Genomic DNA, 16,360 nt, shown 5'->3' on the forward strand with positions numbered 1-16,360 from the left:
GCCCCCACCAACAACATCCCCGAGTTCGTCATCCCCGAGCCGTCACCGACCGATCGACCGTAGGTATTTCGCCAGCGCCACCGTGGTCGCCGGATTCCGCGGGCCCTCGACGAGTGCGGCGTACGGGAACGAGATGAAGTGCCGCTCCCGTACGGCGGTGGTGTTGGCCATCAGCGGCTGTGACTCGAGCTGGCGGATCTTGGCGTCCACCGTGTTCTGCTCGCCGGCACCGTAATCGACGATGACGATGACGTCGGGGTTGCGCTGCGCCGCGGCCTCCCACGACGTGGTGGTCCAGGAGTCGTTGAGATCGCCGAACACGTTGGTGCCGCCGGCCTCGTCGATGATCTGATCCGGCGCCGCGTTGCGCCCGGAGGTGAACGGGCTCGGGTCGGCGCTGTCGAAGAGGAACACCTTGGCCCGTGAACCGGCCTGCGGGGCTCCGCGCCCGGCCTCGGCGACCTGTGACTTGTACTGCGACACAAGGTCACCGGCGCGGCGCTGCACGCCGAAGATCTCACCGAGATTGCTCATGTCGGCGTAGAGCGCATCGAAGGGCCGCATGATGCCGCGCGCGGTGCTGCCGGCCTGCCGGCACGCCTCGGTCAACTGATACGGGACCGCGCCGATGGTGCGTATCCAGTCCGGGGTGACTCCCGTGGACTCCTTGAACCCGTAGTTCCATCCGGCGAACACGAAGTCGGGTTCGGCGGCCGCGATGACCTCTCGGGTAAAGGCGTCACCGAGGTTCTTGGTCGATGCGAAATCCGACTTCCACGGCGAGGAGGCGATGTCACGTTCCTTGCCCGCGTAGGTCGTGTAGCCGACCATCCGATCGGCGAGCCCGAGGGCGAACATGAACTCGGTGATACCGGTGTCGTTGGTGAGTACGCGGTCCGGCACGCCGGGAACCGTCAGGGGCGCACCACAGTTGGTGACGGTCACCGAGGCCCCGGCGGACCTCTGCGACGGCGACGCCACGTCGGCGCCGCATCCGGCGAGTGTCAACAGTGCCGCGCACGCCAGCGCGAGCAGCGGGAGTCTTCTCATGATTGCCTTTCATCGAAGAGGATCTGGGGGACGTCGAGGCGAGGATGTCGGACGATGTGGGCGTCGATGTCGAACCAGGCGCGCAGATTCGCAGGTACGAGCACCTGCTCGGGAGTGCCGCTCCCGACGACCCGACCGCCGACGAGGACGAGCAACATGTCACAGAACTGGGCGGCGATGTTCAGATCATGCAGGGCGGCCACCACGGTGACACCGGAGTCCCGGGCTGCGGCCAGCACCGAGAACTGGTGTCGCACATCGAGATGGTTGGTCGGTTCGTCGAGCACCATGACCCGTGGCTGCTGGGCGAGTACCCGCGCGATCAGCACCCGCTGCGCCTCACCCCCGGACAGCGAGGTGAAGATCCGGTCGGCGAGATGGCCGACCCCGGCGACACCCATGGCCTCCTCGACCGCCGCCCCGTCGGTCGCCCGGGACGTCCGCGCGATCGACCGATGCGGGAACCGACCGCTGGCGATCACCTCGGCAGCGGTGAAATCGAAGTCCAGCGTGGAACTCTGGGTGAGCGCGGCGACCTGACGGGCGTTGTCGCGCATCGAGATCGCGGCCACGTCGACGCCGTCGACCTCAACGTGGCCGGTCGTGGGCCGCTGCGCACGATACAGACAGCGCAGCAGTGTCGATTTCCCGCTGCCGTTGGGTCCGATCACGCCGAGAAAACTCCCCGGCGCAGCGGTGAAGGTCACCTCGCGCAGCAACGTTGCCGAACCGATGTCGACGCCGACCCCGTGATAGCCCGCTGTCGTCATCTTCCCCACCCCCGGTGGTCGTCAACCCGTTTCATCGATCGACCACGCTGCGTCGGCGGTGCATGAGGATCAGGAACATCGGCACCCCGACGGCGGCGGTGATCGCGCCCAGCGGCAATTCCTGTGGCGGCACGGCGGTTCTGGCGACGAGATCGGCGGCGACGAGGAACACCGCGCCGATCAGCGGAGCGATCACCACGAGGCGACGATGGTCGGCGCCGACGAGTAGCCGCGCGACGTGGGGAACGACGAGCCCGACGAAGCCGATCGCCCCGCACACCGACACCATCACACCGGTCATCAACGCCGACAACGCAAATGCCATGACGCGGAACCGCGACGCCGACAACCCGAGGGACGCGGCGACCTCGTCGCCCATGGCGAGGGCATTGAGCGAGCGCGCCAAGCCTGCCACCGCGATCACCCCGCCGACGGTCACGACGCCCACGAGGACCGCCGAATACCAGCTGGCCGCGGCCAGACTGCCCAGGAGCCAGAACATCACGCTGCGCGCGGCGTCGCCGGTGGGTGCGAGGAACACCAACACCGTGGTCAGCGCCGAGAAGCCGTAGCCCACCGCGGTGCCGGTCAACACGAGTCGCAACGGTGTCAATCCGCCTGCCCCGGAGGCCATCCCGAACACGATGAGGGTCGCGAGCAGCGCTCCGGCGAAGGCCGCGACCGGCATCGCATAGAGCCCGATGCCCGACAGGACGCCGAAGAGCACCACGCTCGTGGCCCCCACCGATGCGCCGGAGGAGATACCGAGCACGTACGGGTCGGCGAGCGGGTTGCGCACCATCGCCTGCACGACCACTCCCACCACCGACAACCCGGCGCCCACCACCGCTCCGGTGATCACCCGTGGTACCCGCGAATCGATGACGATCCAGTACGCGGCGGCGTCGTCGGCGGAGATCGAGCCGCCGGTCAGTGCGGCCCACACGAAGCGCGGCACATCGGTTCCACCGACGTCGGCGGTACCGAACGCCACACCCGCCCATGCGACCACGAACAGCGCGAGCACACCGAGCACCGCGAACACGCCGACACGCGCCCAGGTCGGCGCGGGTGGCGCGGCCTGCGGTGAGGTGTGATCGTCCACTGTGGCACGGTCTCTCGTCGGGCGGAAGACAGCCGCGCACGACAGATCGGCGCACCGGCCATATCCCGCGAGGCAAGTGTCGACCACGGTCCCCCATGGCCACGGCGGCAGGTCTTCGGACTTCGGACGCGGCACCGAGATGCCACCTACCCGCGGCCGCTTCCCGGACCGTGAAGTCCAGTGCGAGGAGCCGCTGTCGTTTCCGTCACCGCTGCGGGGCAGCTCTGGATTCTCACCAGATTCCCTTTTCACCGACCGGACCGTGTGACCCGGTCGGAACCGACGCGCGCTGAGCGTAGCAGGCATCTCGCCGAGGCGTTGCCCAGGTCTTCACCACCGCATCACCGAGTCGTGGCCGGTCGTCATCCCCGACGACACCGTGCGGTGATCGCCTCGAGGCATGTCCTCCCCCAGCCATATTCCGCTACGCGTCACCCCGGACAAGGTGCTGCGCGCCGGGACGACGCGCCGTCGATTCCTCACCTGGACCGCGCTGGCCGCCGGGCTGGCCACCGCCCCCACCCTGTTCGCCACCGACGCCGCCTCCGCTCGACGGGTCCGAGGTGCCGGCCACCCGTTCGCCCTGGGAATCGCCTCCGGCGACCCGCTCGCCGACGCCGTCATCCTGTGGACGAGGCTGGCGACCGACCCACTCGCACCCGGCGGGGGCATGGGCCGAGAATCCCACGATGTCGGCTGGGAAGTGGCCCGCGACGAGCGGATGCGGAGCGTCGTGGCGCGTGGTGTGACCGGTGCCGGCCCGGACACCGGGCACTGCGTGCACGTCGACGTCCGCGGCCTGACGCCCGGGACCGACTACTTCTACCGATTTCGCGCGCTCGGCGAGATCTCCGAGGTCGGCCGAACCCGGACCGCACAGCGCGTCGGAACACCCACCGGCGCACTGTCGTTGGCCTTCGCCTCCTGCCAGGCCTGGGCCGACGGCCACTACCCGGCGTTCGGCGAAATGGCCCGCGAGGCCCCCGACGTGGTGTTTCATCTGGGCGACTACATCTACGAGAAGCCGATCCCGATGGGCGGCGGTGCACGCGATACCGCGGTGGTACCGGCGTCGGCGTATCGCGAATGCCGTGACCTCGACGACTACCGCGAGCGCTACGCCCTGTACAAACTCGACCCGAACCTGCAAGCGGCGCATCGGATGAGCCCGTTCATCACGATCTTCGATGACCACGAGGTCGACAACAACTGGGCCGCCGACACTCCCGAGGACGACCAACCCATTCCGCAGTTCCTGCTCCGGCGGGCTGCGGGCATGCGCGCCTGGTGGGAGAACACCGCCGTTCGGCTCGCCCCGCCCGGGCGCGGATTTCGTGCCTATCGTCGCTTCACGTTCGGCGATCTCGCTCGGTTCAGCGTCCTCGACACGCGTACCCACCGCAGCGATCAGGTGAACGGCGACAACGACACCGGGCAGAACGCGGCCACCGCGGACCCACGCCGCACCATCACCGGCGCAGCCCAGGAGCGGTGGATACTCGACGGTCTCGCGGCCTCCGGTTGCCGATGGAACGTCCTGGCCCACCAGACGACGATCGCCGACCTCGCGCGAGAGCGTGACGGGGTCCGCGCGGTGAGCATGGACGGATGGAGCGGGTACGAGGCGTCGCGGGCGCGTGTCCTCGACGGCGCCCGCGAACGCCGAACCCCCAACCTCGTGTCGATCGTCGGCGACATCCACCGGAATGTGGTGTCGGAGTTGCGATCCACCTACACCCGACCTGCGCCCACGGTCGGTGTCGAGTTGGCGGGCACATCCATCAGCTCCGGCGGCGACGGACCCGACAGTGACGAGTCCGATCGACAACTCAAGGCCGCCTCACCCCATGTACAATTCGGCAACGCCCAACGCGGATACGTCCTGAATACGATCACCCACGACCGGTGGGAGGCGCGGTTCCGGGTCTGCCCGACCGTCAGCACCGCCGACGCCCGGCTCCACACACGCGCAGTCGTGACCATTCCGGCCGGACGCCCCGAGGTCGAGGTGCTCTGAGGAGACCATCAGATCTGCTGTGCCCACACCACATCTGCTGTGCGCCGCGCGGTTCCGCGCACAGCAGCATCGGATGGCACCACTGGCGAAGCGTTCGACAACCTGGACACATGAGCGAACAGAAGACCTCCCCACCCCTCCGTAAACGCACCGCCGAGAGCCTGCTGAACCAACGCATCCTGATGCTCGATTCGGCACTCGACGACGAGATCGGCAGTGCGCTGTGCGCACAGTTGGTGATGCTGTCGGCACACGATCCGGTCGCCGACATCGGCCTGTGGATCAACTCTCCGGGCGGCTCGGTGCCCGCGATGCTCGCCATCATGGACACGATGCGTATCGTCCCGAACGACGTGGTGACGGTCAACCTCGGAATGGCCTACAGCGCAGGACAATTCTTGCTCTGCTGCGGCACCCGCGGAAAAAGATTCATCTTGCCGCACGCAAAGGTGTTGCTGCACCAGGGATCTGCGGGGATCGGCGGTTACGCCCCCGATATCGAGTTGCAGGCCGACGACCTGCGCCATGTTCGGGACACCGTTCTCGGGGTCATCGCCGAGCGCACGGGCCAGACCCGTGATCGGGTGTTCGCCGACTCGCTGCGCGATCACGTGTTCACCGCGGAGGAGGCGCTTGCGTACGGCTTCGTCGATCACGTCGTCGACTCGGTGGCACAGTTGCGTCCGGCCGCGACCGCACCGGCCGGATTCGGGGTGATCCGATGAGCACTTACACGATTCCCAACGTCATCAGCCGAACGCCGCAGGGCGAGCGCGTCATGGACATCTACAGCCGATTGCTCGACGACCGAATCCTCTATCTGGGAACCGAACTCGACGACGGCGTCGCCAACGCACTCATCGCACAATTGCTCCACCTCGATTCCGACAACCCGGAGGCGCCGATCGACCTCTACATCAACTCTCCCGGGGGATCGGTGATGGCCACCTTCGCGCTCTACGACACCATGCAGTACTGTCACGCGCCCATCGCGACCACCTGTGTGGGACAGGCACTCTCGTCGACCGCCCTGCTGCTGGCGGCGGGCCGACCAGGCCGGCGTGCGGTGCTGCCGCATGCGCGGGTGTTACTGCACCAGCCGTCGGGGCAGGGCCGCGGCACCATTCCCGATCTGATCCTCGCCGCGGAGGAGATCCTGCGGACCCGCGAGGAGATCGAACGTGCATTGAGCCGCCACACCGGCAACGACGTCGAGACGTTGCGCCACGACACCGACCGGGATCGGGTCCTGCGAGCGTCTGAGATCGTCGACTACGGAATCGCCGACCACGTCATCGACGAGCGCGCCGTGCTCGCCCGCCGGTGACGGCCCGCCGGTGACGGCCCGCAGTACTCACGCGGCCAGCGCGAGTGGCGCCCGGGAGGCGTTGCGCCACCGAGTGGTCACCCGATCCCCGCCCCGCGCCGGCACCGAACCGAGCACCGGAACGCTCATCGACCGGGCCAACTCCGCCGCAACCTCGCGGGTGAGGTCGAGCAGTGACAGGCCGAGAGCCCCGGCGACGGCACCGAGCAGTTCGCTCGACGCGTCCTTGCGGCCGCGCTCGAGTTCGGAAAGATACTGGCTCGAGACACCGGCCCGACCAGCGGTCTCGACGAGACGTTCGGCCCGATCGTGGCGATGGCGTCGCAGAACCTTGCCGGTCACCTCGCGCAACAGCGGTTCCACCGGTGCCGACGACCGGGCTCCGGCGGTCTCGGCCTTGGACGTCTGCTCGATCATGGGGTCGATCCTACGACGGCACCCGAGCGGTACCCGCCACCTTCTGCTGTGAGCAGAACTGTCGCGGCAGATCGACGGTGCCACGCCGAAATGGTTCAGCCACGCGCCAATTCGGCGAGCACCGCGGCGCTGACCGCCCAGTCCATGCATTTGTCGGTCACCGACTTGCCGTAGACGAGCGGATCGGCATCGGGAGACTGGGCTCCGGCCTCGAGGAAGCTCTCCAGCATGACGCCGCTCACCTGCACCGGGTCGCCGGTTTCCCGGCGCGCGCGGATCGATGCCGCGATCTGTGTGGCGACCTCGGCCTGGCGGAGGTGGTCCTTGCCGGAGTTGGCATGGCTGGCGTCGATCATCACCCGCGGCGTCAGACCCGAGCGCTCTAATGCCGCAACAGCATCGGCGACGGAGTCGTCGTCGTAGTTGGGTCCGGCGGTGCCACCGCGCAGGATGATGTGACAGTCGGAGTTGCCCGCCGACTCCACCAACGCGCCGTGCCCGAAGTCGTCGACGCCGAAGAAGACATGCGATGCCGCAGCGGCTTTCACGCCGTCGATCGCCACCTGCACGTTGCCGTCGGTGCCGTTCTTGAAGCCGATCGGCATCGACAGTCCCGAGGCGAGTTGGCGGTGCACCTGGGATTCGGTGGTGCGGGCTCCGATCGCCCCCCAGGCGACCGCGTCGGCGATGTACTGCGGGCTGGTCGGTTCGAGGAACTCACATCCCACCGGCAGCCCGAGGTCGATGATGTCGAGCAGCAACGACCGCGCCGTCCGCAGACCGCGCTCGACATCGAAGGTCTCGTCCATGCCGGGGTCGTTGATCAGGCCCTTCCATCCGACGGTGGTGCGGGGCTTCTCGAAGTACACCCGCATCACGATCTTGAGCCGCTCGGAGTACTGCTGGGCCAGCGGCGCCAACCGGCGCGCGTAGTCGAGTGCGGCGATCGGGTCGTGCACCGAGCACGGGCCGACGACGACGAGCAGCCGATCGTCGGCGCCGGCGAGGATGGCCGCGATCTCGTCGCGGTCGCGTTGCACCGCAAGGGCCCGCCGCGCGGTCAGTGGCAATTCGGTGCGAATGGTGTCCGGCGACGGGATCGACCGGAACGAGCGGATCCGGCGGTCCGAGGTCGATTCAGCCGAAAGAGAGCGGTCGGCGGGAGTTCGGGAGAGATCTCCGAGGGTGGTCACTGGTATGCCTTTCGCGGGTTGTGGGCCCTGGTTGTCCGCTGGGCCCGCCCGCATCGTGGTCGCCGGAAAGCCCCTGACATGACAAGAGCAGTGACCTGGTGGTCACTGCTCGGGGCTCCGGGATGTGGCGTGCGGCGCGATCAGCGCTTCATCGCAGGCTCACCCGGAGCCTCGATAAAGAAACGCCAATAGGCGCGCACGGTGCTGATCACGACAGCGAGGCTACCACGGGCCGCGGTCCGGACCCAACGACCGCCTGCGAGGCACCCGATCGGATACCCGGGCCGCCGCTCGGCAGAGCCCACCCGCTCAGCAGAGCCCGCCCGCGGAGTCGACCAACGCCGCGACCTGTGCGTCGGAGGGCTCGGCGCCCATGGCCTGCTTCATCACCGGCGCCGCGAACGTGCGCGCCGCGTCCTCGCCGCCGGTCTTGCGAACCCGGCAGACCGACGACCCGAGCGACACCGCGGTGTCGGCGTCCATGTCGATCCCCTTCGCGCGCAGCGAGTTCAGGAAGGCGGTGCGCGCGGATGTCGGCGGCGGCGCCACCGTCTCAGCGGTGCCCGCGCTGGGCAGGGTCACCGGTGTCGGTGGCGGCGCCTGGGTCGATGCGGCGGTCGACGCCGACCCGGCGGCGGCCGACACCGGGCTGGTCGCCGTCACCGAACTCACCGACGCCGACGTCCTCGATGCGTTTGCGGTGGTGCCGTTGTCGGACTGGGCGCAGCCGGCGACGAACAACACCAGTCCGAAACACCCCACCCCGACCACGGTCCACGGCGTCGACCGGTATCGACGATCCGTACCGTCGGGGTCACGCATGGAAGAACCCTCTCGCGAAGGCGTTGTTGACCGCGTCCTGCCAGTAGGGCCAGTCGTGCATCCCCGAGACCGGGAAGTCGGTCATGACGGGCACCCCGTTGATCATCGCCTGCACGTCGAAGGTGTGCGTCAGCGCCGAGGAGAGCACCTCCAGCGGCACTCCTTCGATGATCAGCGCCGGATCGGTCAGGACAGCGCCTGCGGTCGCGGTGTAGCCCGGGATACCGCTGCCGGTGTAGAGGAACAGTCGCAGTCCACGCATCTTGCCGATCTGCACCAGCGGATCGTTGTCGAGCCAGCGAGTCGACCACGGCGGGCCCCACATGGCGTCGACGTTCATCGCCGGGGTGCCCCCGTCGATCGCGGGAAAGATCATCGCGACCCGAATCGCTTCACGCACGCCGGGGGCGGTGGTGTTGAGCAGACCCGACAGCGACCCGGCCGCGTCGAAGTCGCGGTGATCGTCGGCGGCGGTGATCAACGCCGAGCTACCGCTCATCGAGATCCCCATGATCGCGTAGTGGCCCGACGGCCCGCGCAACCCGTGCGCGTCCATCGCGGCGACCAGACTCCGACTGATCACACATCCCCACTCGTAGGTGTAGCTCTGCCGGCTGAAATTGTCCGGTGTATCCCAGTTCGTGTAGAAGCTCTCGTAACCCCCAACCGGCTCAACGACATTGACGCCGCGGTCGGCGAGATCCTGGATGTGCGTGTTGTGTTCCCACCCGCTGAGATCGTTGGTGGCCCGAAGACCGTCGAGCAGGACGACGGTCTTGGTGTTCTGTGGTCGCGTCCAGGCGCGCACTTTGACCGAATTGGGCGGTCCGCCAGGGCTTTGCGTCGGCATGCCGCACGAATTGATCCACCAGGTCTGCGCCGGGGGTGCCGCCTGCGCGACGCCCTGGCCGATGACCGACAACACCCCGACACTCACCGCGGCCAGCACCAGGGTGAGCGCCCTGGCGCCCACCGACCGACCCGATCGGCGACGCCACTTCGCGCCCGCCCGAACACCTCTCACCATCTACCCGCTCCCGTCGACAGCACTTCGTCTCTGCCACAACTCATGACGACTATCGGCGAATACGCCGCCCCCGTTACCGATTCCGCGCACCGACCTCCGCGACAAATCGGACGAACTTCCCAGTGGCACAACATTTGTCACCGCCGGAATCAACCTACACCGCCGGTCGGGCACGATGGGTACACCCCAAATGTGACCATCGGTTGATTCCGGACACCTCGGTCAGGGATGGCCGCGATCGATGAGATGACTGAGCACGATGATCGATTCGGTGCGATCGACGCCACCGGCCTGCCGGATTCGTTCGAGCGCCTGCTCGAGGTGATGCACGTCGCGGGCCATGATCCGCAGGATCGCGTCGGCCTGCCCGGTGATGGTGGCCGCACTGACGACCTCCTGAATGGGTTCCCACGACTCCTTGAGGATCTCCGGCGAGATGTTGCCGCGGCAGAAGATCTGCACATAGGCCTCGGTGGTCCACTGCATCGCTGCCGGGTCGACCACCGTGGTGAATCCCTTGATCACGCCGTCCTCGACGAGGCGGTCGACTCGCCGCTTGACCGCCGGTGCCGAGAGCCCGACCTCGTCACCGATCTGCGCATAGGTCGCGCGCGCGTCCCGGGTGAGACACGCCAACACCTTCTCGTCCAGTTCGTCGATCCCACGCAACGTATCGCCCCTATCTCGCCATTGACGCACGACATCTTCATCACGTGCGCAATTTTCGTCGATTGATTGCAACGATGCGCGAGCATACGCTCGATTTATGACGCTGACGACCCCCAATATCTCTGTGCGCCCAGCCACCACCGGATTCCCGGCGAGGGTGGCGCGCACACGCTCCTATGCGATGACCCCGCCGACGCATTTCACCGTCACCTATGCGATCAATCCATGGATGAATCCGTCGGTCGGTGTCGATTCCGACCGCGCGATGGCGCAATGGGAATGCCTGCGCCGCACCTACGAAACCCTCGGCCACACCGTCCACACGGTCGATGCGCAGCCGGGTCTGCCGGACATGGTCTATGCCGCCAACGGCGGCCTGGTCGTCGACGGCACAGCGATCGCGCCCCGCTTCACCTTCCCCGAACGGGCGGCCGAGGCCGGGCATTACGCACAGTGGTTCCGCACCGCGGGAATCCGTCAGGTCCACCAGACCACCGGGGTGCAGGAGGGCGAGGGCGACTTCCTCGTCGTCGGCGACCGCATCCTCGCCGGCACCGGCTTCCGCACCCACCCCGACACCCATGCCGAGGTCGCCGCACTGACCGGTCTGCCGGTGATCACCCTCGACCTCGTCGACCCTCGCTTCTACCACCTCGACACCGCCCTGGGCGTACTCGACGAGCACACCATCGCCTATTACCCGCCGGCCTTCTCGGCGGCCTCTCGCCGCTTGCTCGCCGAACTCCATCCCGATGCCATCATCGCCACCGATGCCGACGCCGAAGTCCTCGGACTGAACCTGGTCTCCGACGGCCGTCATGTCGTGATGACCGACGCCGCACCACATCTGGAGTCGCAGATCCGTCGCGCCGGATTCGAACCGATCACCCTCGATCTGTCCGAACTCCTCAAGGGTGGCGGCGGCATCAAATGTTGCACACTGGAATTGCGCCCGACCGCCGACGCCGGGCAGTCAGCATCGGAGGCACCCATGACCGGACCGAACACCATCGGGATTCCCCGCCACCTCGAATTGGCGCCCGAACCTCATGTGGCCCACAACTATTCACCGCTGCCGGTGGTCGCGGCCACCGCAGAGGGCGCGTGGATCACCGACGTCGACGGGCACCGGTATCTCGACTGTCTCGGCGCTTACTCGGCAGTGAACTTCGGCCACCGCAATCCCGAGATCGTCGCGGCGGCAACCGAACAACTCCATCGTCTGACCCTGACCAGCCGCGCCTTCGGGTCCGATCGACTCGAACCGTTCTGCGCAGCACTGGCGGCCCTGTGCGAGAAGGACCTCGTGCTGCCGATGAACACCGGTGCCGAGGCGGTCGAGTCCGCACTGAAGGTGGCCCGCAAGTGGGGCTACGACGTCAAGGGGATTCCTGCGGGTACCGCCGAGATCATCGTCGCCGGCGGCAACTTCCACGGACGAACCATCAGCATCATCAGCTTCAGCGACGACGACTCCGCACGCGACGGATTCGGTCCGTACACACCGGGTTTCGTGCGGGTCCCGTTCGGCGATGCGGACGCGATGGCCGCGGCGATCACCGACCACACCGTCGCCGTGCTCGTCGAACCGATCCAGGGCGAGGCCGGCATCATCGTGCCGCCCGACGACTACCTGCCCGCCGTGCGCCGGCTGTGCACCGATCGCGACGTCCTGATGATCGCCGACGAGATCCAATCCGGGCTCGGCCGCACCGGGAAGACCTTCGCATGTCAACACTGGGACGTCGTCCCCGACGTCTACACCCTGGGCAAAGCGCTCGGTGGCGGGGTGCTCCCGGTCTCGGCGGTCGTCGCCGACACCGACGTGCTCGGGGTCCTGCATCCCGGTGAGCACGGGTCGACCTTCGGCGGAAACCCGTTGGCGGCAGCGGTCGGTCACACCGTGGTGCGCATGCTCGCCGACGGGACCTGGCAGGCGCGCGCCGCGGACCTCGGTGAGCACCTGCACACACGGCTGCGCGAATTCGTGGGCCGCGGCGTCCTCGCCGTGCGCGGCAAGGGTTTGTGGGCAGGCCTCGACATCGACCCGCAGCTCGGAACCGGCAAGGAGATCTGTCTACGGCTCGCGCAGTGGGGTGTGCTCGCCAAGGACACCCACTCCTCGACGATCCGGTTTGCGCCGCCGCTGGTGATCACCCACGACGAGATCGACTGGATGATCGAACGATTCGCCCTCGCACTACGCGGTTGATCACCACTCGATCCCCCGCACCTGCTCCAGTCGCCGCTCCAGGTGCCGTCGCTCTGCCGGGTTGCGTACGAATTCCAGTGCTCGAGAGAAGGATTCGACGGACTCCTCTCGCCGATCGAGCTTGTCGTACTGTTCGGCGCGGGCCGCATGCCACAGATGGTGGGTGTCGAGCCCGTCGATACGATCGAGGGCGGCCAGTCCGGCCTCCGGTCCCTCGTGCATCGCGAGAGCGATCGCACTGTTCAACGCGACGAACCGGCCGGGGGTCAACCGTTCGAGTATCCGGTAGATCTCGACGATGACACCCCAGTCGGTGTCGGCGCTGCCGGCGGCTCGTGCATGGATGCCGGCGATCAGCGCCTGCAAGCGGTAGGGTCCAACACCCGGGCGCGCCACCGCCTCCCGGAGATGGTGTTGCGCCCGACCGATCATCCCGGTGTCCCAACGGGTCCGGTCCTGGCAATCCAGAGTGACGAGACCACCGCCGTCGTCGGTGCGTGCTGCCGCCCTGGAATGCTGGAACAACTCGAGTGCGAGCAGCCCGGCGACTTCTCCGTTGTCGGGCAGCAGCATCGCCAACGTCTCGGTCAGCCGTATCGCCTCCGCGGCGAGGTCGACGCGGACCAATACCGGGGCGTCGACCGCAGAGGCGAGATAGCCCTCGTTGAAGATCAGATAGAGAACCCCGAGGAGCGCGGCGACCCGATCGTCGAGATCGGTGGGTACCCGCAGCGGTATGCGGGCCTGGCGGATCTTGCGTTTGGCCCGCACGATACGTTGCGCCAGAGTCGCTTCGGTGACACCGAAGGCTGCGGCGATCTCGGCCGTGGTCAATCCACCGACCAGCCGAAGCGTCAACGCCGTCTGCGCCGAGAGGTCCAGTGCGGGATGGCAACACAGGAACATGAGGCGAAGCCGCTCGTCGGGAACGGCGCTCTCGTCGACGATCGGCTCCGGGCTCGAGGGGCCGATCTCATCCGCGGCCACGAGATCTCGCGCCGCCGACGCCAGCCGTCGCCGATCGGCGGCGCGCCTGCGCAGCGCGTCGACCATCGCGTTGCGGGCCACGGTGTGGATCCATGCGGTCGGGTTGTCGGGGATTCCGGTGCGGCGCCACGCCCCGATCGCCTTGAGCAACGCCTCCTGGACGCAGTCGTCGGCGAGGTCGACGTCGTCGTACCGGGCGGCGAGGAGAGCGAGCAGGCGCCCGCTCTCCTCACGCGCCACGCGGGTCACCGCGACCCCGACCGGATCGTCGGTCACGACAGCGGCTATGCCGTCGTAGCCGCGTCGCCGACCGGGGCGGAGGTTCCGTCGGGGCCCGGGACCAGCAGGATCGGGCGGATCTCGACGACGCCGAACGGGACCGGAATCCTGCCGGCCCATTCCAGCGCCGCGTCGAGGTCGTCGACCTCGATCCGGTAGTACCCGGCGAGTTGTTCCTTGGACTCGGTGTACGGACCGTCGGTCACCGTGGGCTTGTCCCCCAGGGTCAGACGCAGCGTCGTCGCCGACGCGCTGGGCTGCAGACTTCCCCCGTCGCACAGCACCCCGGCTGCGGCCAGCGCCCTCCCGTAGCTCGCGAACGCCTGCCGCATCTCGTCGAATCCGGGCTCGCCGGGTGCGGGTCGCGGAACGCTCTCGTCGGTGGTGATCGCCAGAAGATACTGCATGTCGATTCCTCTCATCGGGTGCGATCCGACGCCGTTCGCCGGATCCATGATCGCATCCGAGCGGCGCGATCACCCCTATGACGAAATGGAACGCGCACCTCGACAACTCGCCGAAAAAGAAATCTCCTGCGGCTCTTGTCGATGACGTCGGGCACCGGCAGGTGACGACTACGCTGAGTCGCGTGTCCACCGATCGCACCCGCCGCCGTGTCCTGCTCATCCGCCATGGACAGACCGAATGGTCGCTGTCCGATCAGCACACCGGTCGCACCGACATCGACCTGACCGCAAAAGGCGAGCAGGATGCCGCTGCACTGAAGGGCATCACCGAGCGCATCGGTCTGCACCAGCCGTTCGTGTTCGCCTCTCCCCGACGCCGCGCCCAGCGGACCGCCGAACTCGCCGGCCTCACCGTCGATGAGACCAACGAATTGTTCGCGGAGTGGGATTACGGCGACTACGAGGGATTGACCCGGGTGCAGATCCAGGCGGATCACGATCCGACGTGGGCGATCTGGACCCACGGCGCACCCGGTGGCGAATCGGTCGCGGACATGACCAGACGAGTCGACGCCGCCGTCGATCGCGTCGAAAGTCAGCTCGGTGCAAGCGATGTGGTGGTCGTGTCGCATGGGCATTTCTCGCGGTCGTTCATCTGCCGATTCCTGCGATGGCCCATCAGCCAAGGCGCCGACATCGACCTGCGGCCCGCGGGTTCGGCCCTGCTCGCCGAGGCGGGCGGCGATCGCCGATTGTCCGAATTGCGTGGGCCCGTGGGCGAATGGGCGAAACCCACCTCGATCTGACAAGTCCGGAGGGATCTGAGAGGAGACCGGTGATGGCGACAGCAATCGTGCTCGGCGGTGGCGGTCTGGTCGGTATCGGCTGGATGACCGGCGTACTCGCGGCATTGGAGGAGGCCGGTGCGCTGCGCCTCGGAGACGCCGCAGCAGTGATCGGCACGTCCGCGGGATCGGCCGTCGGTACCGCCATTCTTCAATCAGGCTCGGCCGACGACCAATTCGACATCATGGTGCGCGCGTCTCGACGCAGTGACGAACTGACACCCGAGGGCGACGTCGCCTCGGCGCTCGAGGCGTTCTTCGAGGTGGCGTCGTCCGGCGCACCGCGCGCCGAGCGGGCCCGGCGATTCGTCGAACTGTCACACACTCACGCCGGCACGGAGCGCGGCAGCCGTCGGGCCGCGGTCCGCGGTCGCTACACCTCCGAGATCTGGCCGGAGAACCTGCAGATCACCGCACTGCGCGAGGATGGCGAGCTGACGGTCTTCACCGCTGAGGAGCGCGCGGTGCCCGACGGAGCGCGATCCGTCGCGGGCGTCGACCTGACCGATGCGGTCACCGCGAGTTGCGCCGTACCGGGGATCTGGCCGACCGTCACCATCGGCGGCGCCGAATTCATCGACGGCGGATCGTTCTCACCCACCAACGCCCACCTGGCCGCCGGATTCGACGAGGTCATCGTCATCGCGCCGATGCTCGACGATCCCGATACCGTCACCCCACAGGTCGCGACGGTCCTGTGCGCGGCGCGCGTGATCACCCCCTCGCAACGTTCGGCCGCCGGATTCGGAACCAATCCCCTTGATCCCGACATCCGTGGTGTGGCAGCGGTTCTCGGTTACGACGACGGCGTCCTCGCACTCACGTCATCGGAGTGGTCGGCGTCGGCGTGACCGCACGCAAGAGCAGGTGATTCACAATCGGGATGACCAGCTCGATCGGCGTCATGAGCATGTAGAACCAGCTCGGCGCGCCACTGGTCGCCCACGCCAGTAGCCGGGCGAGGCCACCGAGGAAGAACAGAAGTCCGAGCAGATCGACGACGCGTGCTCGGCCGACCAGATCTCCTGCCGCCCAGAGAAATCCGATGCCGTACGCCGCGAAGAGAACGTTGAAGAACCGCAGATCGGAGTCCATCGTGGCGTTGACGGTCCCACCACCGATATAGGTTGTTTGACCGAACAGCAAGTGCGCCAACGCGATACCGAGTACGACAAGACCGAAGACCACGAGCCAGATCCGGAAAACCGTGAGCATGGCGACCTCTATTTCACG

The 16,360-nt window shown here is 67.5% G+C and carries 17 protein-coding genes and 1 riboswitch; of the genes, 6 read left to right on the forward strand and 11 right to left on the reverse strand.

Annotated features, from left to right (window positions below; genetic code table 11):
• Positions 1-42 precede the first annotated feature (42 nt).
• The 3 genes from P3L18_RS15590 to P3L18_RS15600 are packed head-to-tail and all read right to left on the reverse strand — an operon-like array spanning position 43 to position 2,925.
• The gene (locus tag P3L18_RS15590; RefSeq protein ID WP_276114567.1) at positions 43-1,050 is read right to left on the reverse strand and encodes an ABC transporter substrate-binding protein; all 1,008 of its coding nucleotides are present in this window, start codon (positions 1,048-1,050) and stop codon (positions 43-45) included.
• A complete protein-coding gene (locus P3L18_RS15595; RefSeq protein WP_276114568.1) occupies positions 1,047-1,820 on the reverse strand; it encodes an ABC transporter ATP-binding protein in 774 nt (257 codons plus the stop codon). The genes P3L18_RS15590 and P3L18_RS15595 overlap by 4 nt, the downstream gene beginning before the upstream one ends.
• Positions 1,821-1,851: 31 nt before the next feature.
• Entirely contained in the window at positions 1,852-2,925 is a 1,074-nt protein-coding gene (locus P3L18_RS15600; protein ID WP_276114569.1) for an iron ABC transporter permease, read from the reverse strand.
• Between the two features lie 88 nt (positions 2,926-3,013).
• Positions 3,014-3,224: riboswitch (cobalamin riboswitch) on the reverse strand.
• A 101-nt stretch (positions 3,225-3,325) separates the two neighbouring features.
• Between P3L18_RS15600 and P3L18_RS15605 the strand changes: the two genes are divergently transcribed.
• The 3 genes from P3L18_RS15605 (at position 3,326) to P3L18_RS15615 (ending at position 6,269) form a co-directional block, all read left to right on the forward strand.
• Complete coding sequence (locus tag P3L18_RS15605) at positions 3,326-4,942, forward strand: alkaline phosphatase D family protein (protein WP_276114570.1); 1,617 nt, start codon at positions 3,326-3,328, stop codon at positions 4,940-4,942.
• A 110-nt stretch (positions 4,943-5,052) separates the two neighbouring features.
• Entirely contained in the window at positions 5,053-5,667 is a 615-nt protein-coding gene (locus P3L18_RS15610; RefSeq protein WP_276114571.1) for an ATP-dependent Clp protease proteolytic subunit, read from the forward strand.
• The gene (locus P3L18_RS15615; protein WP_006372284.1) at positions 5,664-6,269 is read left to right on the forward strand and encodes an ATP-dependent Clp protease proteolytic subunit; all 606 of its coding nucleotides are present in this window, start codon (positions 5,664-5,666) and stop codon (positions 6,267-6,269) included. Before P3L18_RS15610 ends, P3L18_RS15615 begins: the two co-directional genes overlap by 4 nt.
• A 27-nt stretch (positions 6,270-6,296) precedes the next feature.
• On the opposite strand, the gene P3L18_RS15620 is transcribed toward P3L18_RS15615, so the two are convergent.
• The 5 genes from P3L18_RS15620 to P3L18_RS15640 form a co-directional block, all read right to left on the reverse strand.
• Entirely contained in the window at positions 6,297-6,686 is a 390-nt protein-coding gene (locus P3L18_RS15620; RefSeq protein WP_079929167.1) for a helix-turn-helix transcriptional regulator, read from the reverse strand.
• 95 nt (positions 6,687-6,781) lie between these two features.
• Entirely contained in the window at positions 6,782-7,879 is a 1,098-nt protein-coding gene (locus P3L18_RS15625) for a 3-deoxy-7-phosphoheptulonate synthase (RefSeq protein WP_276114572.1), read from the reverse strand.
• Positions 7,880-8,188: 309 nt separating this feature from the next.
• Complete coding sequence (locus tag P3L18_RS15630; RefSeq protein WP_276114573.1) at positions 8,189-8,701, reverse strand: hypothetical protein; 513 nt, start codon at positions 8,699-8,701, stop codon at positions 8,189-8,191.
• A complete protein-coding gene (locus tag P3L18_RS15635) occupies positions 8,694-9,674 on the reverse strand; it encodes an alpha/beta hydrolase family protein (RefSeq protein WP_006372288.1) in 981 nt (326 codons plus the stop codon). The genes P3L18_RS15630 and P3L18_RS15635 overlap by 8 nt, the downstream gene beginning before the upstream one ends.
• A 276-nt stretch (positions 9,675-9,950) precedes the next feature.
• Entirely contained in the window at positions 9,951-10,397 is a 447-nt protein-coding gene (locus P3L18_RS15640) for an Lrp/AsnC family transcriptional regulator (RefSeq protein WP_276114574.1), read from the reverse strand.
• Between the two features lie 97 nt (positions 10,398-10,494).
• Between P3L18_RS15640 and rocD the strand changes: the two genes are divergently transcribed.
• Complete coding sequence (rocD, locus tag P3L18_RS15645) at positions 10,495-12,609, forward strand: ornithine--oxo-acid transaminase (protein WP_276114575.1); 2,115 nt, start codon at positions 10,495-10,497, stop codon at positions 12,607-12,609.
• Here the strand turns inward: rocD and P3L18_RS15650 are convergent, their stop codons facing one another.
• Complete coding sequence (locus tag P3L18_RS15650) at positions 12,610-13,872, reverse strand: sigma-70 family RNA polymerase sigma factor (RefSeq protein ID WP_276114576.1); 1,263 nt, start codon at positions 13,870-13,872, stop codon at positions 12,610-12,612.
• Positions 13,873-13,880: 8 nt separating this feature from the next.
• Positions 13,881-14,282, reverse strand: a complete 402-nt coding sequence (locus P3L18_RS15655; protein ID WP_276114577.1) for a YciI family protein — start codon at positions 14,280-14,282, stop codon at positions 13,881-13,883.
• A gap of 182 nt (positions 14,283-14,464) precedes the next feature.
• Here P3L18_RS15655 and P3L18_RS15660 point away from each other — a divergent pair, with 182 nt between their 5' ends.
• Both P3L18_RS15660 and P3L18_RS15665 read left to right on the forward strand, forming a co-directional pair.
• Positions 14,465-15,088: a histidine phosphatase family protein gene (locus tag P3L18_RS15660; protein WP_014359419.1), complete on the forward strand. Its 624-nt coding sequence runs from the start codon at positions 14,465-14,467 to the stop codon at positions 15,086-15,088.
• Positions 15,089-15,120: 32 nt separating this feature from the next.
• On the forward strand, positions 15,121-15,978 hold the full coding sequence (locus P3L18_RS15665) for a patatin-like phospholipase family protein (protein WP_276114578.1): 858 nt from the start codon (positions 15,121-15,123) through the stop codon (positions 15,976-15,978).
• Here P3L18_RS15665 and P3L18_RS15670 read toward each other — a convergent pair.
• Positions 15,947-16,342, reverse strand: a complete 396-nt coding sequence (locus P3L18_RS15670; RefSeq protein WP_006372298.1) for a DUF4345 domain-containing protein — start codon at positions 16,340-16,342, stop codon at positions 15,947-15,949. The genes P3L18_RS15665 and P3L18_RS15670 overlap by 32 nt on opposite strands.
• Positions 16,343-16,360 lie beyond the last annotated feature (18 nt).

Origin of the sequence: Gordonia sp. N1V, from assembly GCF_029269935.1 — a bacterium.
GTDB lineage: Bacteria > Actinomycetota > Actinomycetes > Mycobacteriales > Mycobacteriaceae > Gordonia > Gordonia polyisoprenivorans.